24 protein-coding genes and 1 pseudogene are annotated in these 25,693 nt (G+C 51.8%); 17 read left to right on the forward strand and 8 right to left on the reverse strand.

Going from position 1 to position 25,693, the window contains the following annotated elements; genetic code table 11:
• The first annotated feature begins 22 nt into the window (after positions 1 to 22).
• Positions 23 to 2,107, forward strand: coding sequence for a formate hydrogenlyase transcriptional activator FlhA (flhA, locus tag CUN67_RS27300; protein ID WP_208718587.1), 2,085 nt, complete (start codon positions 23 to 25; stop codon positions 2,105 to 2,107).
• A 36-nt stretch (positions 2,108 to 2,143) separates the two neighbouring features.
• Here flhA and CUN67_RS27305 read toward each other — a convergent pair whose 3' ends face one another.
• From CUN67_RS27305 to CUN67_RS27315, 3 genes are all read right to left on the reverse strand, one after another.
• Positions 2,144 to 3,049 carry an alpha/beta hydrolase gene (locus CUN67_RS27305; RefSeq protein WP_208718588.1) on the reverse strand — a complete coding sequence of 302 codons (906 nt, stop codon included), beginning with the start codon at positions 3,047 to 3,049 and terminating at the stop codon, positions 2,144 to 2,146.
• Between the two features lie 31 nt (positions 3,050 to 3,080).
• A complete protein-coding gene (locus CUN67_RS27310) occupies positions 3,081 to 5,369 on the reverse strand; it encodes a TonB-dependent siderophore receptor (protein ID WP_439332304.1) in 2,289 nt (762 codons plus the stop codon).
• 226 nt (positions 5,370 to 5,595) lie between these two features.
• Positions 5,596 to 6,435: an ABC transporter substrate-binding protein gene (locus CUN67_RS27315; RefSeq protein WP_208718590.1), complete on the reverse strand. Its 840-nt coding sequence runs from the start codon at positions 6,433 to 6,435 to the stop codon at positions 5,596 to 5,598.
• Positions 6,436 to 6,726: 291 nt separating this feature from the next.
• On the opposite strand from CUN67_RS27315, the gene CUN67_RS27320 reads away from it, so the two are divergent.
• Positions 6,727 to 6,987, forward strand: a complete 261-nt coding sequence (locus CUN67_RS27320) for a hypothetical protein (RefSeq protein WP_208718591.1) — start codon at positions 6,727 to 6,729, stop codon at positions 6,985 to 6,987.
• A 175-nt stretch (positions 6,988 to 7,162) separates the two neighbouring features.
• Here the strand turns inward: CUN67_RS27320 and CUN67_RS27325 are convergent, their stop codons facing one another.
• Positions 7,163 to 8,089, reverse strand: coding sequence for an alpha/beta hydrolase (locus tag CUN67_RS27325; RefSeq protein WP_208718592.1), 927 nt, complete (start codon positions 8,087 to 8,089; stop codon positions 7,163 to 7,165).
• A gap of 116 nt (positions 8,090 to 8,205) precedes the next feature.
• Between CUN67_RS27325 and CUN67_RS27330 the strand changes: the two genes are divergently transcribed.
• On the forward strand, positions 8,206 to 9,093 hold the full coding sequence (locus CUN67_RS27330) for a LysR family transcriptional regulator (protein ID WP_254711434.1): 888 nt from the start codon (positions 8,206 to 8,208) through the stop codon (positions 9,091 to 9,093).
• An 84-nt stretch (positions 9,094 to 9,177) separates the two neighbouring features.
• The gene (locus tag CUN67_RS27335) at positions 9,178 to 9,879 is read left to right on the forward strand and encodes an NADPH-dependent F420 reductase (RefSeq protein WP_208718594.1); all 702 of its coding nucleotides are present in this window, start codon (positions 9,178 to 9,180) and stop codon (positions 9,877 to 9,879) included.
• A 96-nt stretch (positions 9,880 to 9,975) separates the two neighbouring features.
• Here CUN67_RS27335 and CUN67_RS27340 read toward each other — a convergent pair whose 3' ends face one another.
• The gene (locus CUN67_RS27340) at positions 9,976 to 10,488 is read right to left on the reverse strand and encodes a hypothetical protein (protein ID WP_208718595.1); all 513 of its coding nucleotides are present in this window, start codon (positions 10,486 to 10,488) and stop codon (positions 9,976 to 9,978) included.
• A 69-nt stretch (positions 10,489 to 10,557) separates the two neighbouring features.
• Positions 10,558 to 10,917, reverse strand: a complete 360-nt coding sequence (locus CUN67_RS27345) for a DUF6404 family protein (protein ID WP_208718596.1) — start codon at positions 10,915 to 10,917, stop codon at positions 10,558 to 10,560.
• A 302-nt stretch (positions 10,918 to 11,219) separates the two neighbouring features.
• On the opposite strand from CUN67_RS27345, the gene CUN67_RS30625 reads away from it, so the two are divergent.
• The 4 genes from CUN67_RS30625 (at position 11,220) to CUN67_RS27360 (ending at position 13,964) form a co-directional block, all read left to right on the forward strand.
• Positions 11,220 to 11,342: a hypothetical protein gene (locus CUN67_RS30625; protein ID WP_302882500.1), complete on the forward strand. Its 123-nt coding sequence runs from the start codon at positions 11,220 to 11,222 to the stop codon at positions 11,340 to 11,342.
• A gap of 146 nt (positions 11,343 to 11,488) precedes the next feature.
• Entirely contained in the window at positions 11,489 to 12,034 is a 546-nt protein-coding gene (locus CUN67_RS27350) for a hypothetical protein (RefSeq protein WP_217621310.1), read from the forward strand.
• Positions 11,994 to 12,470, forward strand: coding sequence for a hypothetical protein (locus CUN67_RS27355; RefSeq protein ID WP_208718598.1), 477 nt, complete (start codon positions 11,994 to 11,996; stop codon positions 12,468 to 12,470). The genes CUN67_RS27350 and CUN67_RS27355 overlap by 41 nt, the downstream gene beginning before the upstream one ends.
• Before the next feature lie 336 nt (positions 12,471 to 12,806).
• Entirely contained in the window at positions 12,807 to 13,964 is a 1,158-nt protein-coding gene (locus tag CUN67_RS27360; RefSeq protein WP_208718599.1) for a glycosyltransferase, read from the forward strand.
• Positions 13,965 to 14,010: 46 nt separating this feature from the next.
• On the opposite strand, the gene CUN67_RS27365 is transcribed toward CUN67_RS27360, so the two are convergent.
• Entirely contained in the window at positions 14,011 to 14,454 is a 444-nt protein-coding gene (locus tag CUN67_RS27365; RefSeq protein ID WP_208718600.1) for an ester cyclase, read from the reverse strand.
• A gap of 115 nt (positions 14,455 to 14,569) precedes the next feature.
• On the opposite strand from CUN67_RS27365, the gene CUN67_RS27370 reads away from it, so the two are divergent.
• Both CUN67_RS27370 and trpA read left to right on the forward strand, forming a co-directional pair.
• A complete protein-coding gene (locus tag CUN67_RS27370) occupies positions 14,570 to 15,481 on the forward strand; it encodes a LysR family transcriptional regulator (RefSeq protein WP_208718601.1) in 912 nt (303 codons plus the stop codon).
• Between the two features lie 123 nt (positions 15,482 to 15,604).
• Positions 15,605 to 16,414 (forward strand): annotated as a pseudogene (gene trpA, locus CUN67_RS27375) (tryptophan synthase subunit alpha).
• Positions 16,415 to 16,471: 57 nt separating this feature from the next.
• On the opposite strand, the gene CUN67_RS27380 reads toward trpA, so the two are convergent.
• On the reverse strand, positions 16,472 to 16,870 hold the full coding sequence (locus CUN67_RS27380; protein WP_208718602.1) for an H-NS family histone-like protein: 399 nt from the start codon (positions 16,868 to 16,870) through the stop codon (positions 16,472 to 16,474).
• A gap of 661 nt (positions 16,871 to 17,531) precedes the next feature.
• Between CUN67_RS27380 and CUN67_RS27385 the strand changes: the two genes are divergently transcribed.
• The 7 genes from CUN67_RS27385 to CUN67_RS27415 all read left to right on the forward strand — a co-directional run bounded on the left by CUN67_RS27385 (position 17,532) and on the right by CUN67_RS27415 (position 25,589).
• Positions 17,532 to 18,128, forward strand: coding sequence for a DUF2913 family protein (locus CUN67_RS27385; protein ID WP_208718603.1), 597 nt, complete (start codon positions 17,532 to 17,534; stop codon positions 18,126 to 18,128).
• A gap of 69 nt (positions 18,129 to 18,197) precedes the next feature.
• Positions 18,198 to 18,890, forward strand: a complete 693-nt coding sequence (locus CUN67_RS27390; protein WP_208718604.1) for a 2,3-bisphosphoglycerate-dependent phosphoglycerate mutase — start codon at positions 18,198 to 18,200, stop codon at positions 18,888 to 18,890.
• A 148-nt stretch (positions 18,891 to 19,038) separates the two neighbouring features.
• Complete coding sequence (locus tag CUN67_RS27395; RefSeq protein WP_208718605.1) at positions 19,039 to 19,293, forward strand: EF-hand domain-containing protein; 255 nt, start codon at positions 19,039 to 19,041, stop codon at positions 19,291 to 19,293.
• A gap of 23 nt (positions 19,294 to 19,316) precedes the next feature.
• Positions 19,317 to 20,390 (forward strand): efflux RND transporter periplasmic adaptor subunit, encoded by a 1,074-nt coding sequence (locus CUN67_RS27400; RefSeq protein WP_208718606.1) that lies wholly within the window; start codon positions 19,317 to 19,319, stop codon positions 20,388 to 20,390.
• Positions 20,383 to 23,532: an efflux RND transporter permease subunit gene (locus tag CUN67_RS27405; RefSeq protein WP_208718607.1), complete on the forward strand. Its 3,150-nt coding sequence runs from the start codon at positions 20,383 to 20,385 to the stop codon at positions 23,530 to 23,532. Before CUN67_RS27400 ends, CUN67_RS27405 begins: the two co-directional genes overlap by 8 nt.
• Before the next feature lie 3 nt (positions 23,533 to 23,535).
• Positions 23,536 to 24,267: a response regulator gene (locus CUN67_RS27410; RefSeq protein WP_208718608.1), complete on the forward strand. Its 732-nt coding sequence runs from the start codon at positions 23,536 to 23,538 to the stop codon at positions 24,265 to 24,267.
• Positions 24,264 to 25,589, forward strand: coding sequence for an ATP-binding protein (locus tag CUN67_RS27415; protein ID WP_208718609.1), 1,326 nt, complete (start codon positions 24,264 to 24,266; stop codon positions 25,587 to 25,589). Before CUN67_RS27410 ends, CUN67_RS27415 begins: the two co-directional genes overlap by 4 nt.
• Positions 25,590 to 25,693 lie beyond the last annotated feature (104 nt).

Genomic DNA, 25,693 nt, shown 5'->3' on the forward strand with positions numbered 1-25,693 from the left:
TGGTTTTCAATGGACGACGATAATGACATACACCCCGATGAGCGATCTTGGACAGCAGGGGCTGTTTGAGATCACTCACACGCTGTTACAACAGCCCGATCCTGGCGCATTAATCAGTCGCCTCACTAAGCTGGTTAAACAGGCGGCGTTAGCCGATCGCGTGAATATGTTGCTGTTTGATGCACGGCATCAACAGGTGAGCTTTTATGGCATGGATAGCGCCGGCAAACCGCAGCATGATGAAGATGCCAGGGAACTGAGCAATGGCCCGGTCCGGCGTCTGCTTTCCCGACCAGAAGCGCTGATGTGTACCTGGCAGGAGTTTAGTGATACCTGGCCGCAGGTGGCCGGGCTTGATTGTTACAACGCTTTTGGCCGTTACTGTCTGCTGCCGCTGGCGTCTGACGGGCATATTTTTGGCGGCTGTGAATTTATTCGCGATAACGACAGTGGCTGGAGCGAGAAAGAACTGGCTCGTCTGCATACTCTGGCCCAGGTGGTCGGATTGGTTGTGCAGCAAATTCAGAGCCTGCAGGATACCCATCATGACCGGCTGCAGTTGAGTCGTGAACGGGACGCCTTTCGCACGCTGGTGGCAGTCACCAATGCGGTGCTGTCGAGGCTCGATCTGGATGAGGTGATTAGCGAAATCGCCCGCGAGATCCACAGCCACTTCGGCATCGATTCGGTGGGTATCGTGGTGCGCAGCAGCCGTAAAGCGTGGCTGACGATCCACTCAACCCATTTTGTTGATGAAGCGTCGCCCATTCACGATCAAAGCGAAGTGGCAGAAGCCGGGACGCTGTCGGAGAAGGTGTTTAACAGCGGTGAGATGCTGCTGCTTAACCTTTATACCGATGAACAGGCCGCTTCCTTTGAGCGACTGCTGCAGGATCTCTGGCACAACCAGATTCGGACGCTCTGCCTGCTGCCGCTGAAATTTGGCGATAACATGCTGGGTGTGATGAAGCTGGCGCAACGGCAGGAAGGTGGCTTTACTGCGGCCAATCTGGCGTTGCTGCAGCAGATCGCTGAGCGTATTGCCATCGCGCTGGATAATGCGCTGGCCTGGCAGGAAATCAAACGGCTGAAAGAAAATCTGGTGGGCCGTGATCTGTATATCACTGAGCAGATCGACAATGTCGCGGGTGAATCCGGAGAAATTATTGGTCGCAGCGAAGTGATGACCAATGTGCTGAAGCAGGTGGAAATGGTGGCCCGCAGCGACAGTACGGTGCTGATCCTCGGCGAAACCGGCACCGGTAAAGAACTGATTGCGCGCGCTATCCATAACCAGAGTGAACGCAATCGGCACCGCATGGTGAAAATGAACTGCGCCGCCATGCCCGCTGGCTTGCTGGAAAGCGACCTGTTCGGCCACGAGCGCGGTGCTTTTACCGGCGCCAATACCCAGCGCATTGGCCGCTTTGAACTGGCGGATAAAAGCTCATTGTTTCTCGATGAAGTGGGCGATATGCCGCTGGAATTACAGCCCAAACTGCTGCGTGTGTTGCAGGAAAAGGAGTTTGAGCGTCTCGGTAGCAACAAATTACTGACAGTCGATGTGCGCCTGATCGCCGCGACTAACCGCGATTTGAAGCAGATGGTGTCCGAGCGTGAATTCCGCAACGACCTTTATTATCGACTCAACGTTTTTCCCATCCGGTTGCCACCGTTACGTGAACGTCCGGAGGATATTCCGCTGCTGGTGAAATCCCTGACCTTTAAAATCGCCCGTCGTATGAATCGTAATATCGACAGCATTCCGGCGGAAACCCTCCGCACCCTGCGCCGTATGGAGTGGCCGGGTAATGTGCGCGAGCTGGAAAATGTGATTGAGCGGGCGGTGCTGCTGACGCGAGGCAATGTACTGCATCTCTCGCTGCCGGAAATTGACTATCGTCCACGGGAGGAAAGTAGCGAGCCTGCCATGCCAGCCGCAGAAAGCCAGGCCGGAGAAGATGAATATCAGTTGATTATGCGGGTGCTGAAAGAAACCAACGGGGTGGTAGCTGGCCCGCGTGGTGCGGCTCAACGGCTGGGAATTAAGCGCACCACGCTATTATCACGGATGAAGCGGTTAGGGATTAATAAGGCGGTTTCTTAATCGTAACGGTATCGGGACGATGTCCCGATACCCATTTTATTGGGCCTCAGACAGGCGTAATAGCGCTGACTGAAACGAGGGCGTGAACATCGCGCCATGCGTCAGCCCAGGAAACAGCGCCCATGTTGCCGCAACACCGCTGGCGCGCAGGCTGGAGACGGTATCCCGCACGGCACGCAACACTTCCGATGGGCCGGTGTTTGGGTCCTGTCTGCTGTCACCGTTACCTTCCATCAGCACCAACTGTTTATGGCTGAAGCGATCTTTGCTGGTTGATCTCATCTCGTTGAGCAGGTGGAAATTATCACGTCCCAGCGAGGGGCTGGCTGAATAATAGAATGTAAAGAACGGCGAGGAGAGATACGTATCCAGCACAAATAACCCGCCATACGAATGTCCCCAGATGCCGCGTTTCAGCGGGTCGACAGGGAGTTGCTGTTCGGCCTGAAGTGCGATGGTTTCTTCCAGCAAATGACGGAAGGCAAGGCTGCCGCCACCACTTCTGCCATGGCCATCCCGTCGCGGTTCACCGTTGTCACTGGTCACTGCCGGTGTGTAATCATAAGCCCTGGCGTCCAGGTCAAACGGCAAGTTGGTCTGGTAACCGATAACCACCAGCACCGGTGGGGATCCCGCTGATACCTTCTCTAGCAGGCTGTCGGATAACCGGTCCATCACCGCATTGCCGTCCAGCATATACAGTACGGGATAGCCCGCTTTTGGCGGGGTTTTATTGGGGATCCCGGTCCACACTTTGTAGTGCCGCTGGCCGTCGGCGGAAGCAAAAGTGCTAAGCGAAAAATGGTAAAAAGCGGAACCTTTGTCGGCAATATTGGGTCCCAGCGGCGTCATATCGGGCCGGGCATAACTGCTCCCGGCGCTAAGCAACAGCAGCAAAAATGCGGCCAGATGTACTAACCTGGGATATCGGCGGTGATGCATGCGGGTCATTCTCCCAATTGAGTTGACGTTTTCAGAAATGCAGACCCAGCTGCATATACCAGGTACGGCCTGACTCGTTATAAGTGCGCGCCCCTGCACCATAGGCATAGGTGCCATTAGCGCCGGAGGTGAGGGCGTTACCGGCACGGAAGTGACGTTTATCCAGCAGGTTATCAACACCTGCTGTGACATCGACATCCTTGTTGATGCTATAGACCGCACTCATACCGAACACCGCGTAAGGTGAGACCTGCCATTTTTCACTGCCTGAAGTCGCTTCTCCCTGGGCGTTATACTTCTGCGGTTTTTGCCTGCCATACCATGTCATGGTGCCCTGTAACGCCAGATCGCTGGTGGCTTGCCAGTCCAGCGTCGAGTTAATGGTGTATTTCGGGATAATCGACAGGTAATCACCGGTGGATTTGTTTTTATTTTCGATGTTGTAGGTGAAGTTGTTCTTCATGGTGACCGTCGCGCTGAGTGGGAAATTCAGCGTGCCTTCCAGTCCCTGAACCACCGCTTTCGGGACGTTTTGCCATTGATATACATTTGACGTGCCGTTGAAGTATTCCGAGGTGTTACCAGCTTCAATTTTGTTGTGGTAATCGTTGCGATACCAGGTCAGACCGGCCTGGACATCATCGTGATGATATTCAATGCCGATCTCTTTATTGACGCTGGTTTCTGCCTTCAGATCCTTGTTGCCCTGCAAATAGCAGCTGACTGAGCTGGCATAACACCCATTGCCGCTGCTGTATAACAGATAGTTGGGGTTGGTCTGATACAGATTAGGGGCTTTCCACGCACGGGCGATCCCCATTTTCAGGGTGAAATCATCCCCCAGTTCCTGCGACAGATTCAGCGACGGACTGATATTGCTGCCGGTGATGGTCTGATAGTTGAAGCGCAGCCCTGGCGTCAGGCGCGTTGAGTCGGTCAGGTCCATATTATCTTCGGTATAGACCCCGTAGATATCCGCGGAACTGTACGGGCTGCGCCCGGTGCTGGATGCCCCATCCACCGTGGATGAAGTGGTCACAGTATTTGACGTGGGATCTTTCATGGTCTGATGATTCATTTCCGCGCCGAAGGTGACGGTCTGGCTGACCCACCAATCGAACGGGATATTCACCTCAGAATGCAGATTGGTGTCATTCAGATTGATGGTGGAGAAGCCTTCATCAGTGGTACTGAAAAGCCCTTCCAGCCCGCCGGATAACCCCTCATTCAGGCGGGTGTTGCGGGTTTTTTCAAACTGGATGTAGTTGCTGGTGGTGACGCCATTATCCCAGGCACCGGTATATTTCAGGGACAACGTCTGACGATAAATGATGTTGGTTTCTTTGCCGTAGTTTTCTTTCACCAGGGTGCTGCTGTTGGTATTTTGCGTATCACCCGCGTACAAATTGCCCTGACGGCTGAATCCGGCGTTCAGTTCCAGCGCCTGCATGGGCATAAATTCCCAGCGTAATACGCTATTGATGTTTTTATTGATAACACCTTCCCGACCCGCCGGCACCATGCCCGCGTATTTACCGGTGCGTTCCGCTTCGTGGCCGCTGTTGATATCCTGAGCATCGGCCTGAGTTTTACTCCAGTTACCGTAGATACGCATTGTCAGATTATCAGTCAGGGCACCGCTCAGACTGCCGTCGTAACGGCGGGTGGCACCTTCCGATTTATGTTCCGGCACGTTGTAATAGGAGTTAAAGCTGCCGTGCCACTCTTTGCTTGCCGGTTTGGTGATGATATTGACCACACCGCCCATCGCGCCATTTCCATATAGCGCAGCTGCCGGGCCACGGATAACCTCAATACGATCAATCATTTCTGGCGGCACCCAGTTACTGTCGCCACGGGTGTCCCTTTCGCCACGCCAGCCATAGCGCACGGAGTTGCGGCTACTAACGGGCATACCATCAACCAGAATCAGGGTGTTTTCCGGCCCCATACCGCGAATATCGATTTGACGGTTATTGCCGCGCTGACCACTGGTGGAATTGCCGGTCAGATTTACGCCTGGCATGGTGCGGATGATTTCGGCAACGTCGCGCTGGATGGGATGCTTTTTTATCGCTTCACTGTCAATAACTGACACGCCGGGTGCCTGGAGCGTCTGCTCTCTGGCTGTCACCACCAGGGTATTTTCACCGCTGCTTTTCGCGTCAGAAATCGCCAGTGGGTGGCTTTGGTCGCTATCGCTGGACGGAGTCTTTTTGGGCGTTGTGTCGATGGGAGTTTCGTCAGCCAGTGCGACAGATACACCCAGGCTGCCCGCAACCAGTGAAGCCAGTAGCGGGTACTTAAACTTACTTTTCATCATGTTATTAATCACTTATCCAATGTGAAGATGATCAGAAAGCCAAACAATTTAATGATAATGATTATCAGTTTCAATAAAGTAACGTCAAAATGAAACAATCTATGGCGATGTATTCCATTCGCAGAATAGTGCGGGGCAGATGGGGCGGGTTAAAGGTCATGAGGCTGTGAGAGGTGGGGCGGTTAAAAATCCGCGCGTACAATACGCGCGGTGTTGTCGCTGGTTAGCCGATAATCGCCCGCAGCTGGTTCAGGATGATACGTGCTGCCGTGGGTCCGGCGTTATTAAAGTAAGGCTGGTAGTCAACCTCAACTGCCTTGCCCGCCTGCACTGCGCGGAGATTCTCCCAACCGGACATGGCGCGGATCAGATTTGAGCCGTTTTTCTGGCCGCCAAAGATAATCCAGTCGGCATCAATATCGGCCAGATCTTGCGGTTCTATGACACGCGAGACATTGTCAAAGTCTTCACCGCCTCCCCAGGTCAGCCCTAAATCATGCGCGATTAAACCGGCGAACGAGTGACGGCCCATGAGTTTTACGCGCTGTCCATTGGACTGAATAAACGCAATCGACACCGCCGCTGGGCGGGTATGCAGGCAGTCGTGATCCCAGGACTGTAACCAGCTGTCAGCCTCCGGCAACCGGCCCAGCGCCTCCGCCACTTTAAGAAAATCGCTGCGCCAGTTGGTGCCACGACCTTTTGTCACCACCGCAGGGGCGATGGCTTGCAGGGCGGTCAGAATCTCGGGCCGCTGTAATCCGGCGGAGTTAAGCAGGATAAGGTCCGGATGCACGGATTTTATGGCTTCAATATCGGGATCTTTACGCTCACCGAGGTCGCGCAGGGTCCCTAAACCACGTGCGTACTGGGGATAATAAAGCGATAAATAGGGTTCGAATACCCCGGTACCGTGGCCCTGTGTGGTGCCAACAGGAATGATCCCCAGAGTGACACAGCTATCCGTCTGTCCGGTAGAAATGGTGGCAACACGAACCGGCTGACTGGTCAAAAAAGTTTCGCCATATTCGTGTGAAATTTGGTGAGGAAAAGAATTCGTCATTTCTGTCTCGGGCTGGTGTAATTTTGAGTCCTGACACTAAAGGTTCCCGGTATCCCGGGCAACGGACTTTTATCTATGATTTTGATAGAAAAAATTAAGTGAAAGTGACTGATCGATCAATTTGTCCTCCTCCGCATTTAATTCATGCTTACAATTTCCTTACAGAATCTTTTCGATATAATGAGCGGGATGTGTAACCCTTAATAGTTAATGGAAGCCAGATCCTGAACGATCTGGATTAATGGGGAAATCCGTAAAACGGCATCTAACTATTCACCTCGGGAGGGGGTAATGGCGTTATCAGAAGTGCAGCTTATTACTTTGCGTCGTATACAGAGCGGAACGAAACACAAGTTGCGTGGCGATAGAGCGATAGGACTGGAAATGAGAAGGGATATTTCGGCCTGCAACAGAAAAGATATTACCTGCCGTAGCCTGGCGCCGCTGATGCGGGCAGGTCTGATTGAATTTATTACTCATCCCACCGACAAGTCGCGTTATTACGAAGTCAGACTGACGGTGACTGGCAGGGAACTTATACAGGCAGGGTGATGAAATATCGTATGATTATTATTCAACGTTGCCAGTGACGTTGCATTCAATAGCATTGGTTTAATCTGGCATATTCTGTGGCGACGCGATCAATACCCTTATTAACAAGGCCGGTATAAATGCCTTCCTGCCACTGTAAGGTGCGAATTTATTCGCACCTGGAGACAGAAAAAGATCAGCGGGATGGCGTCAGAGCGTCATCAAGGAACCTCACCGCGTTGCGTAACGCCTGATCGGCTTCGGGAAGCATCCCGGCAAACAAATGCCAGACATGGAACATTCCGGGCCATACCTCAAGCGAACTGCGGACGCGATTTTCGCCAAGGTGCGCGGCGAGCCGGATTGCACCACTCAGCATCACCTCATTTTCACCAATCTGAATCAGCGTGGGGGCCAGATCCCTGACATCGGCAAAAATCGGTGAGGCATCAGGATGGGTGGGTAATTCTCCTGCCAGAAAAACACCTGCCAGCTGGTTAAGAAATTCCGTGCTGCATAAGGGATCGAGTCCATTCCTGACGCGCGCCGATGCTCCGCTGTGGGTGAGGTCCGCCCAGGGAGAAAAAGCCACGGCGGCGACAGGCAACGGAAGCTGAGCATCGCGCGCTTTCCGCATGATGGTCACCAGCATGGCCCCGCCTGCCGAATCGCCGGAAATAACCAGTGATTTGGCATCCACCCCGCTTGCCAGCAAGGCGCACCAGGCTGTGAAGGTATCTTCAATCGGCGTCGGGAAGGGATATTCGGGTGCCTGGCGGTAATCCGGGACGTAAACACGCGCCCGCAGTTGTCTGGCATAGTTCCCGGCCAGGCCGCGATAGGCTTTTATCCCGCCGTGAACATAGCCACCGCCATGGATATAAAACAGTGTCCGGCCTTCTATGACATTGTCCGGTGTGACCACCATGGTGGCGACGCCACCTAAATCCGTCTGAGTAAAGGTCACGCCTGCCGGTGCCGGGAAAAGCCGGTCCAGCCCCGCAACATAGCTGTCGCGCGCTTCCTGCCAGCTCTGATCACTGGCTCCCTGCATTTTCAGTAATACCGGCATCGCCGCCTCTTTCCAGCCTTCTAACGCTTTTTGTGCCCTAACAGGTAACATTTCTCGCTCTCCTGGTGAATAATTTTCTCCTTAAGTAATTTAACCAAACAGTCAGGGAATAGGTTTCTACAATGGGTATCCGCACATTCATCACTGAACCGCATGCCGGCGGTGGCATGGAGCTGAGGACCATGCGCACCTTCGTGGCGATCGTCGAATTGGGAAGTTTTGTTGCGGCTGCGAAAGCGTTGGGGTTAACACGCTCTGCTGCGGGTAAGGCCCTGGCGCGCCTGGAAACCCATCTGGGGACGCGTTTGTTACATCGTTCGACCCGCACCTTGTCACTGACCACCGATGGGCAATATTTTTACGAACGATGTGTGCAGATCCTCGCGGATATTGATGAAGCTGAAAGCAGCGTCAGGCAGGATAATCCCGAGCCAAAAGGGACGCTGCGTCTCACGGTAACCTCAGCTTTTGGCCGCATCGTGATTTTGCCGCTGCTGAATGAATTTCTAACAGAATGGCCTGAACTGGAAATTGAAATCAGCTTTACTGACAGGATTATCGACTTAGTGGAAGAAGGATTCGACCTGGGTATCAGGATGGGAGACCTGCCCGTCGATTCATTAATGGTTGCCCGCCGCATTACCCGCTGCCAGCACTTTATCTACGCTTCACCCGCTTATTTGCAACAATACGGCACACCTGAAAATCACCATGAGATTGCAGCCCATCAGAGATTGATATATGGCCTTCAGCCCGGTTCAGGGGTTTGGCAACTGACAGGGAAAGAGGGGCTTGAGGTCGCCATTAGCGGCAATCGCCGCCTGCGCTTTGACAGCGGCGAAGCGATAAAAGATGCGGCCGTGGCCGGAATGGGGATCGCCCTGCTGCCCTCATTTCTGGCGACTGATGATTTGCATCATCATCGGCTGGTGAAATTATTTCCCAACTTGTCAGGAAAGGACATCGCCATTAACGCGATATACCCGAACCGCAAACATCTGGCGGCAAAAGTCCGGCGATTCATTGATATGTTGGTGATGCACTTTCCATCCTGAGATGCGCGTGGCTTGACCAGCGTGACATTGATACCTGGATTTCTATGTATACTTTGTGATGTCCATCACATTAAGGAATTCACTATGTCACGCTTCGCGAAGGTTCTGGTTGGTTCTTTGTTACTGCTGTTGGCGGGTAGTACCCATGTTTTGGCTTCCCCCCTGCCGCGCATTGGTATTATTGGGGCGGGTGATATGGGAGGAACGCTGGGGCGGTTGTGGGTAAAGGCGGGGTATTCGGTGTTTTTTGCCTCCCGTCACCCGCAGGCGTTGCAGCCGCTGGTTAGTTCGCTGGGGGACCACGCTCAGGCAGGTACCCCATTACAGGCAGCAGAATTCGGCGATGTCGTCGTTATGGCGGTGCCTTATGGTGCCTTACCGGCGCTGGCGAAAAGTCTGTCTGCACCTTTGCAGGGAAAAGTGGTGCTGGATGTCGCGAATCCTTATCCGCAAAGGGACGGTGCGGTGGCCACTCAGGCATTACAGGCCGGTAGCGGTGTTTACAGTGCCCGTCTTTTCAGCGGCGCAAGGGTGGTACGGGGATTCAATTCGCTGGCGGCTGCCAGCCTGGCCGCCGAGGCACATCGCACAGGTGAGCCGCTTGCGGTGCCGCTGGCCGGCGACGATAAGCAAGCGCTGGATACAGTAGCAAAACTGACGCAAGCCGCAGGTTTCGCCCCGGTGGTGACAGGTAACCTGGCAACCGCAACCTTGTTCCAGCCCGGCAGCGATCTGTTTTTACAGACGCTGACGGCCGAAGAAGTCAGACAGGCTATTCATCAGTAACTATCGCGTACTCACCTGCTGGCATGCGTGTCCAGCAGGTTTTTCCCTTGCGTGCAGTTCTCTGTGTTCGCCGGATGTCTTGAAGGACTCATTCGCTCAGGGTGCGGTATCTGCATAAATAACGACCATCCCCAGCATGTTGGAACGCTTGGTGACCCGGATAGTGCTATTGGTGAAATAATATCCTGCCGGTTCACAGACCTTGATGCGTTTTTTCAAATCAGGATCATAGAAGCGGGCACCTGCACAGCTGTGACGTCCACTCGCGGAAAATTCATAGGCAGCGGTATAGGTGGTGATTTGTCCTGGTAATAGCCAGGCGGCGTTGATAAGCAGAAAATAACTGAGCAGGGTGACAATGATGACCGAGCCAGCATATAACTTTAAATAATCACCGGGTGACTGTGGTTTTTTACCTTTACCCCATTTGACAATGCCGAAGAATGGCAGCAGCGTCAGAATGAAAGCAGATAAAAGCATTATCTTCACAGTAGATGAACTGAGGAAGGTGTTTTCATCAATAGATGAACGCCAGACAATGAACCCAAAGATTATGCCAAGCCCGGCGGCGGTCGCTATCAGTAATGTTAAGTAAGAATAATTTTTCATTTATGCTCTTTCCCTGAGAATAATGCACAAAATTTACTGAGTATCATACCGCTGGACGGCAATTTAGCCTTAAAGTTGGTCCCATGCGGGAAGTTTGTTGACCACTTTTCGCCAGTAGTGGAATGCGGCCATGGAAAAACCGAACAACAGCCCTGCACAGACTGAGGTTAATAACACCGAGACCAGGCCGTTACCGGCATTCTTCCAGAGTATGAGCCACATCATCAATCCCCAGGCTGGGCCGAACATGATCGAGAAGATGAACATATTTGAGCGGAAAGTGGTGAACGGCGGTGGGGGAATGTTCACTCCCAGTTTCCATAAAAGGCGGTGCAAAGGGGGCGCATAGTTACTGCTCCACATGCCTTTACTCGCCATAATGTCAATTGCCCTTGTTTTCTTTCTTATGAACTCTGCATCCTTTACCATGAATAGCCTCCTTTTTTATTCCTTTATAGATCGATCATATCCTGATGATCAATTGTTTCATTGCGGACATGTAGATGGCCTCAGAAAATGTCAGTGATAACCCGCCAGAATTCGGGAATCATCCCCCTGCTGAGAGTGGGGTAATTTCCCTGGTTCCTGAAGATTCACTGATTTTAGTTGCTAACTATTTTTCTCAGAGCAATCCGAAATTAGCATGTTTCGTTGTCGGTCCCAGCGGGAAAACATTCGCCCGATAATCGACTAACCAATAAAAACCCCATGAATAATATAAAGGTATCAAAATGACTACTCGCTTAAACACCCTGTCACTTATTAAAATGCTGCAAACCAAAGAGGCTATGAAAAAAATCCAGTCACTTTCTGCGGGCTGTATGGCGCGTTGTTTTGCCGGAGGTCATGCCTGATTTTTTCAGGATGCAAAACGGGTAAAGCCATTGTCGATGATGGCTTTATTCCTCGTTTTATGAAAGCAGGCCGGATTTTCTTCGGTTTAGCATAAACTGCATGGGCATCATTATTTTCTGAGGCTGGTATGGAACACACAAAAAAGATGAGTGCGAATGATATTCGCGGCTTAATTTCGCCAGAGTATATTGATATCGTCTTTAATTTCCTCACTGATTATACAGAAACGGTAAGGGATGAATTGATTGATGAATGTCTGAAATTTCTATGGATCTGTTCGTCAATTAATAAAAAAGCTTTCGTCCCGGTGAGCCAGGATGTTGATAATGTCTGGCATGCTTTTATCCTGCAAACACGGCTGTATCCGGGGCTGTGTAGCATTCTGCCGGGTAAGGATTTTATTCATCACCAGAGTGGTTCTTTCTACGATTACATGAGTGCGACATCGGGTCAGTTAATGGCTGAAGAACTTGTTCTTTGGCTGACCGAATATCACCGTATGTTCGGCGATTTTACGGCGGAATCGGCGCAGCATTGGGTGATAGTTAACTTCCTGATGCAGGGTGAAGGGTTAAGTCTGGCCGAAGTGAATACGCTTGCCGCCGGAGGGGAAGTCAGTGTGTCTTTGTCGGATACGGGAAACCCAGCCAATGACCAACAAACCTCTGTCATTTCGCATGGCGACTGTTGACGATGTGTCTGATATTTATGAACTGATTGGCCGTTGCTGCATGGATTTGCGTGGAAAATCAGGGAAAAGTCGGGGTTCATTGCCTGCGGTTGATGTGGAAAATCTTATACAGCAGTTAAGTGAGCAACGTTCGGCCATTGCTCTGTATCAGCATCGCATCGTGGGTTACGTTGGTGTCAGCCACGTACACCTTGAGGATGACGACTGGCTGAGAATGGGACCAATTTGTTCCCTGGCTGAGTCTTCCCTTGCAGGCATCAGCCTGATGAAATGGTGGAAAACAAACTATGTGGTACAGCAAAACTACGCTGGATTGCTCGGTTATGTCACCAATCCGCGTGTTGCAAAACTCTATCGCTATTATTTTTCTGCCAGCTATAGAGAATATATCCGAGCAAATGGTGAGGTGCTGGATATTATGTATTGCAGGTTCTAAATATATTGGTTGAGAAGAGGTTATCGAGGCTACCTGTGTAGCCTCGCTGGCATCCAGGGAGCACAGTCAGATCTGAACGGTCTCCGCGTGTCGCAGGGTGTGAGATGGCAATAAACTCCACCGCTTAAGCAGGCCCCCTCCGTCGCACCCATCACTCCAGATATAATGTTCGGCATTGTCCTTTGAAATCATTTCAGCCCTCTTTATCTATAGATCATCATCGTAATATGTGATGGTGATAGACGATTTTAACCATGATTATGCAATAAAATATCCTTACCAGGAAGGGCTGTCATACGAGTATGAAAAGTAATAATTCATATCTAAGGAGAGAATATGTTTTCTACTACAAGCGCTATTTCACCGGCTTCAGGTCCATCTTTTTTAAATAGTTATCATGTGAATCCCTCTTTCCGTGCTGCACCAAATATAGTCGCGGTGAATAATACGGGAATCACTTATCCAGATTCGAATTTCCCTTATGTCGTTAGTGAAACAAAGGGTTGTGAGATAAAAATACCAGAAATAGCCCACTTTGCCTGGGAAGGGAAGGGTATACCAGAGACTCATCTCTCAAATATTCTTAATTTCATGAGATTAAATCCTGAGTTCGAGGTGAAAATATGGACAACTTGTCCTGGCGCGATTAATCGAACTCTGGAGAAAATGTTAATCGGTGATGATGCAAAGTATCGCTATCTCGCTTTTAACTATAGTGATAAGAAAAACGGGAGGCGATTTTTAAAAACTGAGGATCCACGTTCCCTTTTTTTAGATCTACCGCAAGGCATTTATGCTGCCTGGGCCAGAGAGCATTGCGGCAGTTTTGCTAATCAGGCTGCGGCTTCTGATGTGACCCGTCTGGCTGCACTATACCATTATGGTGGAACATATTTCGATGTGGATGTCAGTATGACAAAAAAATTCAATAACCCTGGTTATTATTCACACGAAAAGTCCACATGCGGCATATTAACCTATGGTAATCCTGTCATCACCGCGATAAAAAACAGCCCAGCTATCGCAGCATCACTCATGACTATCGATAAAAACTACAGGGCTATGCCAGGAAAGATTTGCGACGATTTCTATCGTGATGAAAAATTATTTGCAGAGGATAAACGTAACCTCAAAAGTGAGGATGTCTGGGATGTAAAGAGAACGACCATGAGAGGAAGGGTGTTTGGTTCCGTGGCACTAACAGGAATAAGAGTTTTCAAAGGAGGTTGGTGGCCAGAGGCTGACCCTCTCAGTTGTAAAAAAATATTTGGTCATAATGAACAAAAGAGCATTATCCCTGCTATTTCTTACATTTTGGGAGCACTTAAGAAACAAAGAGGTTCGGAAGAATGCAGAGAGAAAATAAAATATATTCTGTCACCCTTAGATGATCCTCTGACTCGTGACTGGGAAAAAGGTGTCGATGGCAAGGCAGAATCCTATAAACGTGTAGCGAAGTTAAAATCCAGGCGGTCAAGTATTCCCGGCAGTTAAATTCCCCTGCTTTAACAGCGCGATTTATCGCGCTGTTACCCTGCGTTTACGGACGTGGTGGGAACTGACCTAACTGCATAAACAACCCGAACCAGTCCTCCATATGCCAGGTGGTGGTAATACGCTCGCCATTAAGCTGATGGAACTCATGCAGCCGGAAGCTGACCTGTTTTCCCGTCGGCTCAATCCCCATGATTTTCCCTTTATGTGTTCCGGTAATTTCCGCCCGTACCGCAATCTGGCCTGGAACCTGGATCAGATCGTGAATGATGATCTGAACATCCGGGAAGGCATGGATAAATTCTCTGATGACAGGTTTCAACCCTGCCGGGCCCGCTGTCTGACCGGGGGCAAGGGGAATATCATCCCATTCCGGCGTTACTGCTTCATCAATCAAATCAGGATCCTGAAGATTGAAGGCCTGATAAAGTTTTTCTACAGCCTGACGTTCGGCCATAAGGCGATTTATGGTCTCTTGATTACCTGACATTGCTTAATTCCTCTGGCGGATGATTTTTTGTGATGAATCCTGAATACGCAGTCAGTATCACATCCGCATCAGCTATAATTAAAATAAATAATGGATATAGAGGATTATACAATTTATGGATTTTAGAGGGCTTGACCTGAATCTTCTGGTGGCTTTTGACGCCTTGATGGAAGAGAAAAATGTGACCCGAGCTGCGACTAAAGCTTCTGTCAGCCAGCCTGCCATGAGTGCCGCACTTTCCCGGTTACGCACGCATTTTGCCGATCCGCTCTTTATTCGCAGCGCTTCAGGGCTGTTGCCGACCGCGCGCGCAAAAGAAATTGGCTTGCACGTATCAAAAGCGCTGGAGGAACTGTCGCATCTGCTGTCCCCGGATGAGTTTTCCCCGGCAAATCGAAGTATGTCATTCACCCTGGGGATGTCTGAATACCCGATGATGGTGCTGCTACCTGGAATAATGAAAGCGGTCAATCAGCAGGCACCGGGAGTGACGATTCATGTGCAGGCTTATATCGACCGGGATGAATCTGTTGCCATGCTGGATAGCGGTAAAATTGACATGGTGCTCGGCATTGCGCCGACGAAATCGGAAAACAGAATATTATCGCTACCGTTAATTCGTGATGAGTTTGTCACCCTTGTCCAGCGGGATAGCGCAGCGGCACGAGAGGGGATGACGCTGGAGTCCTGGCTGAGGACCGGCCATATCCTGGTCTCGCCTGAAGGCAATCATTATGGTCTGGTGGATGAACGTCTTAAGGCAATGGGACTGACCCGCGATCTTCGCCTGACGTTGCCTTCTATGTTCGCCGTTGCTGGCGTGATCCAGCAAACGCAATATATTGCGACAGTGTTGAAACGCAGTGCATTAGCTGGCGAAAAAAATGAAGACGTATTGATGTTCAATCCACCGCTTGAGATGCCCCAAATCCAGTTCGATTTGCTATGGCACCGGCGGTCAGATGCCAGCAAAGCACAACAATGGTTGAGGCAGTTGGTATGTGAACAAGCCAGGGAATTGAGGTGAGTTCACGCCGCGGCGGCGGCAAAGCTGAAGTAAGCTCCCCCCTTCACATAAACTTAAACAAGCTGTGATATCAGATTCATATTCCATTGTGGCCGGTTGTTTTACAGTTAAAGGAGTATGTGGATGGATCGCTATAAAATTATGTTTAAACGCCTTGAACAGAATAAAGAAGGGGCTTTTATTCCCTATGTCACCCTCGGGGATCCAAATCCAGATCTGTCATGTGAAATTATAGAGACATTGATCAATGCTGGTGCAGACGCTGTCGAGTTGGGTATTCCTTTTTCAGACCCGTTAGCCGATGGTCCGGTTATCCAGGCTTCAGCGATTCGTGCATTACAGACAGGCGCTACACCTGACTGATGTTTTGATATTCTTGCCCGGCTGCGCACCCGCCATCCTCATATACCAATCGGCTTGTTGATGTATGCTAATCTGGTGTTCACTAACGGCATCAGTAATTTTTATAAAAGATGTGCACAAGCTGGCGTGGATTCTGTGTTGATTGGAGATGTCCCGGTTGAGGAATCAAATGAGTTTCGTGAGGCCGCTGAGAGCTGTGGCATTTCCACCGTTTTCTTTGCGCCACCTAATGCTGATATGACCACCTTAGAACAAGTATCAACATATGGCGGTGGCTATACTTATCTGCTTTCTCGTGCTGGAGTGACCGGTATTGAAAATAAGGCAGGTCAGCCCTCACCACATATCCTTGAAGCGCTCAGACACTTTAATGCTCCGCCAGCAATGTCAGGTTTTGGCATATCCATGCCAGCACAGGTCAGAGAAGTGATGAAAAGCCGTATTGCGGGGGTTATATCGGGTTCTGCGGTAGTAAAAATAATAGAACGTAACATTGATGCACCAGATGCAATGTCGGCTGAACTCTATTCTTTTGTCACATCAATGAAAGAGGCGACACGTAACCGATAGAAAAAAGCTGCGGTGGTTTAACACTGCAGCTTTTTTAACATACTGAAAAGAAAAAGGTTAGATCAGGAAGTCATCCAGAGATTTACCGCTTTCAATCGCAGCTTTAATGACAGCAGGGGTACGGCCCTGACCAGTCCAGTGTTTTTCCTGACCATCTTCAGTATATTTATACTTGGCCGGACGCGGAGCACGTTTAGTACGTGGTTTACCCGCACCTTGCAGAGATCCCAGTAATTCAGTTGGGTCGATACCGTCTTCCAGCAGCAAGTCACGATATTTAGCCAGCTTCTCTGCTTTCTCACGAACAGCAGCTTCTTCCGCATGGCTTTCTTCACGACGTTCTGAAACAACAACGCTGAACTTCTCAAGCATTTCTTCCAGATCGGCCAGAGCCAGTTCACGTGCCTGCGCACGCAGGGTACGAATGTTATTTAGCGCCTTAAGTGAATCACTCATGGAAATCTCCAAACGGTGTCGTTGAACGAGTAAAGTATGACTAATCTAAGATTTAAAATAAGTCTGTGAAATGAGTATATACTCACACGCCACTGTGTAAAAGGGGAAACTTAACGCTGACTATAAAAATAATGACATCAGGTGTTATTTTTGGGAGGCAACGAGGGTTTTTTCCATCAATGTTGTCATCACCATGATGAATTATTTACTTTACTCAGAAACTTGCCGGGGGTATCGGCACAATTCTTAATTTATCCTTACGATTTTCTACCAGGTTCCAAATTCGATCACGTAATTGAAAATACATCTTTCCTTTAGGATGAGTTGAACTATAGTTCAGTTCGGCAGCATATTGACGATAATTTCAGGCCGGTTTTGTGCTCGCCTTCTTAACTTGCCGTGTCGATAAGTTGATGGGGCAGGTTATTACGCCCGCCCCGCCAGCGCGCAAATAAAATGCAGAACAGTGGAATTATGATGCTGGAGGATAACCTGACGGAGTTATAGCAATAACGGACGTTGCCCCTTTTTCGTCGGTTATCAGCATCGGGAAAACGCCTAAAACTCAACAAATTCACTACAAACCATTTACATTGCAGGCAAGTTGTACTTCACTAACTCTCAACGGAATAACCATGAATTACAAGGAGATGTTGCGGAGATGACGCAATCCTTAACAGACAAAACCGGGCATCTGGCATGGTGCGCCCTCATCGCACTTCAGCTGGCGAAACATGATGGGCTGGTCAGTTCTGAATCCCAGGAAAATATTTTCCTGACGCGCTGGCTGGCTACCGCGCTGAAACAACATCGCTTTCCCCGGGAAGTCGCCAGTGATATTCAGTGGTTGTTGAAACAGGGCAGGGCTTTTGGGCCCGCAGCCAAACTGCGGAGCAAACTCGATTATCTGTGGCGCTCATGTACGGGCGAACTGGCCCAGCAGAACGATCTGTTTCGTTTGACCTACGCCATTGAAACCGCCAAACAAATGCAATGGGTCTATCGGGTGCTGAGTGACAGAGAATGGTCAGGGCGGAATACGGTGGTCACCAACGGCGAACTCGACGCCATATATTTGTCACGATCCGGGTTGGATGTCTCCTTCGATGCTGACGGTGGGCAGATTGCGCCACTGATGGCCCGACTCACCGGTAATGTTGCCGGTCTGGAAAAAATACTGCATCGCAGCGGGTGGCGCAGCGAAGTTTGCCAGGAAACGCAAACGCCTTTTCTTTTCCAGCTGATGACGCACTCATGACTCTGATAAAGATGAGAAGTATGCCAGAATGACCAGGATTCAGATTGGTCGGCCCTTTATGGGATGCGCATGCACACATCAACACTTATTTTATTACGTCATGGCGAAAGTCAGTGGAACCGTGAAAATCGTTATACCGGCTGGACCGATGTGCCCCTTACGCCACAGGGATATCTGGAAGCCGAACGGGCGGGAGCGCTAATCAGGCAAGCATCACTGATGCCTGATTACGTTTGCAGCTCGGTGATGACTCGCTGCATCCATACTTCCTGGCGCGTGCTGGATCAGCTTGATCGCGCATGGCTGCCGGTGGACAAAACCTGGCGTCTTAACGAACGACATTACGGAGCGTTGCAGGGGCTGAATAAAGCAACAACCGTGCATACGCTGGGTGAAGAGAATGTCTTCCGCTGGCGCAGAACGTTACATGGTATGCCTCCGACTGATGCAGCTGCACCCGCCCGGCTGCAAACCGACCCCCGTTACCGCCACATTGCCTTGCATGATTTGCCCACGGGAGAGAGCCTGTTTATGACCCTGCACCGGGTACTTCCTTACTGGCAACAGGTCGTGGTGCCTGAGTTACGGGCCGGTAAGACGGTGTTGATCATCGCGCATGCTAATTCACTGCGCGCACTGATGACCTTCCTGGAAAAACTCAGTGACGAGGCCATTACCCGGTTGCATGTGCCAACAGGGGTGCCGATAGTCTACTCAATGGATAGCGCCGCCAATGTGCTGACGCAGCGCGTCCTGACCTGACCGGGCGTCCGGTCAGTTCCCATGACATGCGATGACATAAGTCTGGAACAATTCAGAAACCCTTCCTGCCTGGCTTTTCTATATCCTTTTTTCCGTGAATTTCTGCTTTTCCCCATACGCTCTAATTAACGGTCAATCGAGGTAATAAATGAAAAAGTTTCTGGTGCTGGTGACAGGGTTCGTTTTTATCAGTGCTGCCAGCGCAGCACCGGCGGGAACCTTCGCGCAACGCATGCAAAATCGTTTCAATGCGGCGGATACCAATCATGATGGCAAACTGACGCTGGCAGAGGCGCAGGTCGGTATGCCCCGCGTCGCTCAGCACTTTGCAGAAATAGATACGGCGAAAAAAGGCTATATCACCTTCTCGCAACTCAGTGCATTTATGGCTGCGAAAAAATAATCAACCCGATGAACGCGCTATCCATGAAGACGCTCAGGGTGACGTGCCGATATGGGCTGCTGCTGCTGGCAGGTTATATTCTGGTGGGTTGTAAACCCCAGGAAAATGCTCACCCGCAGCCGGTTCCTGCGGTGTCGGTGAGCGTGCCGCAAAAACTCACGTTTGACTCGTCAACTACCGTCACCGGCACACTGAGTGCTTCAGAACAGGTCCAGATTACCGCGCGTGTCGCCGCGACACTGCAATCGGTCAATTTCAGGGACGGCGATATCGTTCAGGCCGGACAAGTGCTGTTTACCTTAGACCCCGCCGCTTTGCAGGCACAGTTCAATTCGGATCAGGCCACGCTGGTGAATGCCCAGCGTGAAACCGACCGGGACCAGGCACTCTATCCATCACACGTTATCTCTCTGTCCGCCTTGCAGGACGCACAAACCACCAGAGATCAGGCGCAGGCGCAGCGGGATATTGCGCAAATTAATCTTGGTTATACGCGTATTGTCGCCCCCTTCACCGGGCGTATCGGACGGCGCACGGTTGATGTCGGTAATCTGGTCGGTAGTGGCGGTAATACCGTGTTAGCTACGCTGAATAAAATTGACCCGCTGTATGTCACTTTCAGCCTGAATCAGTCAGACGCCACGCGCTTTGGCATTCTCGCGGCACACGGTGATGTACCCGAGCATCAGCCAGTGGACATTACTATCCCCGGCCTGGATCAACCCCTGCACACCAGCATCGATTTTGTTGATAACCAGCTCGACAGCGCCAGCGGCAATATCACCCTGCGCGCGACCCTGCATCAGCCGCCGATTAACCTGCTGCCGGGCATGTTTGTCCAGGTCACGCTGCATGCGGCAGCGCCGGTGAGCCAGCTGCAGCTTCCGGCCACGGCGCTACAGGGCGGCAATATTTTCCCGGTTTCTGCGGATGGCACCGTCAGCCGTCTCAGGGTTAAAACCGCTCCCGGCAGTGGTGAGTCTGTCATCCTGTCAGGCGCTATTGATGTGACGCAACGCGTCCTGACCTTTGCCCGTCCGGATCTGGTGGGGAGAAAGGTGAACGTCAGCAACGAGGCACAAAGCCAGCATGATTAAGTTCTTTCTCGACCGGCCGGTTTTCGCCAATGTGTTGTCATTAATCATCCTGATTCTCGGTGCTGTTGCCTTGTGGGCGTTGCCGGTGTCGCAGTATCCCCCCATCGCTCCGCCAACGGTGCAGGTGGTGACGCACTATCCCGGCGCCAACGCACAGACATTGCAGGATCAGGTGGCCTTCCCCATCGAGCAGCAGGTGAATGGCGTCGAGAATATGCTGTATATGAAATCGACCACCGGCAATGATGGCACCTATACCCTGAATATCACCTTCGCTATCGGCACTGACAGCGACCAGGCACAGATTCTGGTGCAAAACCGCGTGCAGGCGGCGCTTTCCCAACTGCCGGATGCGGTGCAGCAGCAGGGCGTGACGGTGCGAAAAAGATCCACGGCCATTTTGCAGTTGTACAGCCTGCAATCTTCTGACCCGGCGCAGGACACGTTGTTTTTAAGCAACTACGCCACCAACCACCTGCGCGACTCACTGGCGCGCATACCCGGCGTGGGGGATGTCACGGTGTTTGGCACCGGCAATTACAGCATGCGCATCTGGCTGGATGCGGCGCGCATGCAGCAATATGGCCTGGTGCCGGATGATGTGATCAACGCCATTAAAGCGCAAAACCGCAGCGTCAGCGCCGGGCAGCTGGGCGCTCCGCCTGTCAATAGCGGTCAGCAGATGCAGCTGACACTCAACGTCAATGGCCTGCTGACCGATACCAGTCAATTCAATCAGATCGTGATTAAAAGCAGCACCCAGGACGGCGGCAGGCTGGTGCGTTTACAGGATGTCGGCCATGCGGAGCTGGGTTCATCGAGCTATTCGCAGTTTTTCACCATGGACGGTAAGCCCGCGGCAGGTATTGCCATTTCACAGTTACCGGATGCCAATGCGCTGGACGTTGGCGCTGCAGTCGCTGCGGAGATGCAAAAATTATCCGCGCAACTGCCAGCAGGTATGCACTATTCACTGCCGTTCGATACCACCACCTTTATTAAGAGTTCAGTCGATGACGTCTACAGCACTTTGCTGATTGCCGGGCTGCTGGTTTTACTGGTGATTGTGGCATTTTTGCAAAACTGGCGCGCAGTGCTGGTGCCCGCCACCACGGTGCCGGTCACCATTATTGGCACGTTCGGGGCGATTTACCTGATGGGGTTTTCCATCAATTTACTGACGCTATTTGCCATCGTGCTGGCAATCGGCATCGTTGTTGATGATGCGATCGTGGTGGTCGAAGGGGTGAGTCATCATATTGAACAGGGATATGCGCCGCGCGAGGCGACGCTGCGCGCCATGCGTCAGTTGCTGCCACCGATCATCTCAATCACCCTGGTGTTGGTGGCGGTGTATATTCCGGCCAGTTTCTTACCTGGCCTCAGCGGCCAGATGTATCGTCAGTTTGCGCTGGTGATTGCTGTGACCGCCTTACTCAGTGCCCTCAATGCGCTGACGCTGAAACCGGTGCAAAGCGCACAGTGGTTGCGACCGGTGAAGGCGGGGGCCAAACCGTGGATTTACCGGAAATTCAACCAGGCTTTCGCCCGGCTGGAGAACGCTTATCTCAATGGTGTGCGCCGCTTAATCCGCCACAGCACAGCGGCGTTTAGCGGGGGTATGGTGGTGATCGTGCTGGCGTTAGCGGCCTTTATCAACATTCCGACCGGATTTATTCCGCTGGAAGACCAGGGTTATCTGCTGGTGTCGCTGCAATTGCCGGATGCCGCTTCGCTGGAGAAAACAGCCGACACTACCCAGCAGGTGGAAAAGGTACTGAGCCAGCAACCCGGCGTGGATCATACCGTGGTCATCGGTGGGCTTTCACCGCTCGACAACAATGCGTCCTTGTCCAACGCTGCGCTGATTTATATCACCCTGAAACCCTGGAATCAGCGGGGCAGGAACCAGGATCTGCGTTCGATTTATCTCAATCTGAATAAACAGCTGGCGAACATTCCCGATACCAATGCGCTGGTGATTGTGCCGCCGCCGATTCAGGGAGTGGGTAATGGTGGCGGTATGCAGATGGTCCTGAGTGAGAATGATGGGCAACGTGATTACCGGCATCTGCAGCAGGTGAGTGACAATTTTGCCCGGCAGGCGATGGCACTGCCGCAGGTGTCGCGGATGTTCAGCACCCTGCGTGCCGATGTGCCGCAGATTAATGTCACGCTGGACAGAAAGCGCGCGGCCGCGATGGGCGTTGCTCCCGGTGATGCTTTTGACGCGATGCAACAATATCTCGGTGCCAGTTATGTCAATCAAATCACGCGTGAAAACCATAGCGTGAAAGTTTATGTGCAGGCGCAGTCAGATCAGCGTCAGCTGCAACAGCAAATCTCCGCACTGACGGTGAAAAATGCCAGCGGCGAGCCGGTTTCACTGGCGACGCTGGTCAGTTTCACCCCGACACAAGGGCCAGCGGTGGCTTCTTTATATAATCTCAACCCGGCTGCCACGCTCACCGGAATGCCCGCGCCGGGTTATAGCACTGGCGCGGCAATGCAGGCGGTGGAGGCTCTGGCTAAAGCCACCCTGCCGCCGGATATCAGCCTGTCATGGACCGATATGTCGTATCAGGAAAAAGTCGCCGGAAACCGTATCTATATTGCCTTCGCCATGTCACTGCTGCTGGTTTATCTGGTGCTGGCGGCACAATACGAAAGCTACTGGTTGCCCATCAGTGTGATCCTCGGTGTCCCACTTGCCTTATCAGGTACGGCGATCACATTGTTAATGCTGAATATCGCTAACAATCTTTATACGCAGATTGGTGTGTTGCTGCTGGCCGGGCTTGCCGCGAAGAATGCCATTCTGATTGTCGAGTATGCCCGCCAGCAGCGACTGGCGGGTAGCAGCATCATTGACGCGGCGCTGACAGCCGCCAGAACGCGTTTCCGTCCAATTATCATGACGTCGCTGGCGTTTACCCTTGGCGTCTTGCCGCTGATATTTGGCAGCGGTGCCAGCGCCAGTGCCAGAAAATCACTGGGGGTTACCGTTTTTTCGGGGATGTTGTCCGCAACTTTGCTTGCCATCCTGTTAGTCCCTTGTTTTTATGTCGTTTTGCAACGTGCACAAGAGGCCTGGCAGGCGCGGCGTCAGCCCGCTCATCAGTCCTCCTTATCGGGTGAATGACCTATGAGTGACGCGAAAACCGAGCATAAGGCGAAGAAAATCCTCGTTCTTGATGATGAAAATGAACTGCGCAGCATGCTGCAACGCTATTTGAGCGATCAGGGATTTGAAGTCAGAACGGCGGAAAACAGCGCCCGACTCGACCGGTATTTGCAACGTGAGCCTTTTGATCTGCTGGTGCTGGATCTGATGATGGAACCGGAAGATGGTCTGTCCGTGTGCCGCCGTCTGCGTGCGGCGAAATACACGCTGCCTATCCTGATGCTCACCGCACGTGGCGACCCGATAGATCGGGTGATTGGACTGGAAACCGGTGCTGATGACTATCTTGCCAAACCTTTCCTGCCGCAGGAATTGGTGGCACGCATTAAAGCGATCTTCCGGCGGCAGGAGTTGCAACGGGGTGAAACGCCCACCGGCTCGGGAGAAGTCTGTTTTGGCCCTTATCGTCTGGATATCACCCGTCAAACGCTTTACCGCGAAGATCAGTTGCTGACGCTGAATTCTGCCGAAATGAATTTGCTGATTGCGCTAGCCACCACGCCCAACCGGCCAATCAGCCGAGAAAATCTGCTGAACCGCGCCAGAGGGCGTGAGTATGCCGCGCTGGACCGAAGCGTCGATGTACAGATGTTACGTCTGCGCCAGCAACTTGAAGTGCAACCTTCTGAGCCTCGCTGGCTGAAGACCGTCTGGGGCATGGGTTACATGCTGATTGTAGATAGTGAAACGTGAAAAAATTCTGGCCTCGCTCCTTACTGGCACGCAACAGTATCCTGCTGATATTGCTGGTGACATTGACGCAATTCACCACGCTGACGGTCTTCCTGGTTTTTATCCAGAAGCCCAGAGTCAACGACGCGGCTTCGCTGATTGCCTCGCAGGTCATCATGCTCGATAAGCTGCTGGCGACGGTACCGGCAACGGATCGTGATCGCTATGTCCAGGCGGTACAGGGCGTCGCGCAGCCACCGGCGCACTCAATAGAAATACCCACGCTGGGCCTGGCGGGGTTCTATCGTCGTTATTATCTGAAAGTCTTTCTGGATAGTTTGCATCAGCAACTTCCGGCAGGGATACAGCTGCGCTGGCAGCAGGCACCAGAAAAAAAATTATGGGTGGAGGTAAAAATCGCCGGGCAGCCATACTGGGTTGCGCTGGCAGTGGAACCGTCGAACCATCTTGCCAGCCTGATCAGCGCCATCTTGCTGTCAGTTGTGTTGTCTCTGATGGCGTTGCTGACGGCTTATGGCCTGCAACGGCGCATCAACCGCCCACTGACGTCACTGGCGCGCGCCGCCGCCGATGTGGGTAAGGGCGGATGGCCGCACCCCTTATCGCCCGAAGGGCCGACTGAAATCAAGACGGTCAGCCTGACGTTTAACCGCATGCTGGCGGGTCTGGCTGAGATGGAGAATACCCGGGCGCAGATGCTGGCCGGTATTTCTCACGATCTGCGAACGCCGCTCACCAAGCTACGCCTGGCACTGGCCATGAGCGGGCAGGGCAAATCCACCCAGGATGATTTTGGGCGTTATTTCGATGATGTTGATAACATTCTTCAGCAATTTATTGATTATGCCCGCGGCAGTACCGCAGAGCTAACTCAGCCCGGTGATATCAATCAGATGATTACCGAGCTGGCGCATGATTTTACCGGGCTGGGACAGAACTTTAATCTGAACCTTGCCCCTCTGCCGGTGTTCCTTTTCCGTCCCGTCAGCGTGATGCGCCTGCTGACAAACCTGATGCAAAACGCCGCCAAATATGGCCGGACTGAATTAGAGGTTGCCAGCTGGCGGGAGCATAATGTCGCTAAAATTGCGGTGCGCGATCGCGGTCCCGGCGTGACAGAGGAAGAATTATTGCTGATTACCAAACCTTTCCATCGCGGAGCTGGCACGGCTGCCCGACATAACGGCTCCGGGTTGGGGCTCGCCATCGCGCGCCAGATCGCCCAGCAGCATGGCGGGGATCTCAGCATCAGCCTGCGGGCAGGCGGCGGGCTGGAGGTGAGGGTAACGCTGCCTTTGGTGTCGGCCACTGCTATGCCGTAATCGCTCTACCGGACATAATATTCTGGAGGATAAAAAAGCCTCTGAATATAATATTGACCTCTCCATTTTGATATATTGTGCCCGATCAAAAAAATCACCTTTTA

The organism is Pantoea cypripedii, from assembly GCF_011395035.1.
Taxonomy (GTDB): Bacteria; Pseudomonadota; Gammaproteobacteria; order Enterobacterales; family Enterobacteriaceae; genus Pantoea; species Pantoea cypripedii_A.

Coding starts and splice junctions, on each gene's coding strand:
- CUN67_RS27340 (WP_208718595.1), bottom strand. CDS start 10,488: ATGAAAAATTATTCTTACTTAACATTACTGATAGCGACCGCCGCCGGG.
- CUN67_RS30625 (WP_302882500.1), top strand. CDS start 11,220: ATGACTACTCGCTTAAACACCCTGTCACTTATTAAAATGCTGCAAACC.
- CUN67_RS27325 (WP_208718592.1), bottom strand. CDS start 8,089: ATGTTACCTGTTAGGGCACAAAAAGCGTTAGAAGGCTGGAAAGAGGCG.
- CUN67_RS27410 (WP_208718608.1), top strand. CDS start 23,536: ATGAGTGACGCGAAAACCGAGCATAAGGCGAAGAAAATCCTCGTTCTT.
- CUN67_RS27315 (WP_208718590.1), bottom strand. CDS start 6,435: ATGACGAATTCTTTTCCTCACCAAATTTCACACGAATATGGCGAAACT.
- CUN67_RS27305 (WP_208718588.1), bottom strand. CDS start 3,049: ATGCATCACCGCCGATATCCCAGGTTAGTACATCTGGCCGCATTTTTG.
- CUN67_RS27405 (WP_208718607.1), top strand. CDS start 20,383: ATGATTAAGTTCTTTCTCGACCGGCCGGTTTTCGCCAATGTGTTGTCA.
- CUN67_RS27370 (WP_208718601.1), top strand. CDS start 14,570: ATGGATTTTAGAGGGCTTGACCTGAATCTTCTGGTGGCTTTTGACGCC.
- CUN67_RS27390 (WP_208718604.1), top strand. CDS start 18,198: ATGCACACATCAACACTTATTTTATTACGTCATGGCGAAAGTCAGTGG.
- CUN67_RS27335 (WP_208718594.1), top strand. CDS start 9,178: ATGTCACGCTTCGCGAAGGTTCTGGTTGGTTCTTTGTTACTGCTGTTG.
- CUN67_RS27330 (WP_254711434.1), top strand. CDS start 8,206: ATGGAGCTGAGGACCATGCGCACCTTCGTGGCGATCGTCGAATTGGGA.
- CUN67_RS27320 (WP_208718591.1), top strand. CDS start 6,727: ATGGCGTTATCAGAAGTGCAGCTTATTACTTTGCGTCGTATACAGAGC.
- CUN67_RS27385 (WP_208718603.1), top strand. CDS start 17,532: ATGACGCAATCCTTAACAGACAAAACCGGGCATCTGGCATGGTGCGCC.
- CUN67_RS27360 (WP_208718599.1), top strand. CDS start 12,807: ATGTTTTCTACTACAAGCGCTATTTCACCGGCTTCAGGTCCATCTTTT.
- CUN67_RS27350 (WP_217621310.1), top strand. CDS start 11,489: ATGAGTGCGAATGATATTCGCGGCTTAATTTCGCCAGAGTATATTGAT.
- CUN67_RS27345 (WP_208718596.1), bottom strand. CDS start 10,917: ATGGTAAAGGATGCAGAGTTCATAAGAAAGAAAACAAGGGCAATTGAC.
- CUN67_RS27395 (WP_208718605.1), top strand. CDS start 19,039: ATGAAAAAGTTTCTGGTGCTGGTGACAGGGTTCGTTTTTATCAGTGCT.
- CUN67_RS27365 (WP_208718600.1), bottom strand. CDS start 14,454: ATGTCAGGTAATCAAGAGACCATAAATCGCCTTATGGCCGAACGTCAG.
- CUN67_RS27380 (WP_208718602.1), bottom strand. CDS start 16,870: ATGAGTGATTCACTTAAGGCGCTAAATAACATTCGTACCCTGCGTGCG.
- CUN67_RS27355 (WP_208718598.1), top strand. CDS start 11,994: ATGACCAACAAACCTCTGTCATTTCGCATGGCGACTGTTGACGATGTG.
- CUN67_RS27310 (WP_439332304.1), bottom strand. CDS start 5,369: ATGAAAAGTAAGTTTAAGTACCCGCTACTGGCTTCACTGGTTGCGGGC.
- flhA (WP_208718587.1), top strand. CDS start 23: ATGACATACACCCCGATGAGCGATCTTGGACAGCAGGGGCTGTTTGAG.
- CUN67_RS27400 (WP_208718606.1), top strand. CDS start 19,317: ATGAAGACGCTCAGGGTGACGTGCCGATATGGGCTGCTGCTGCTGGCA.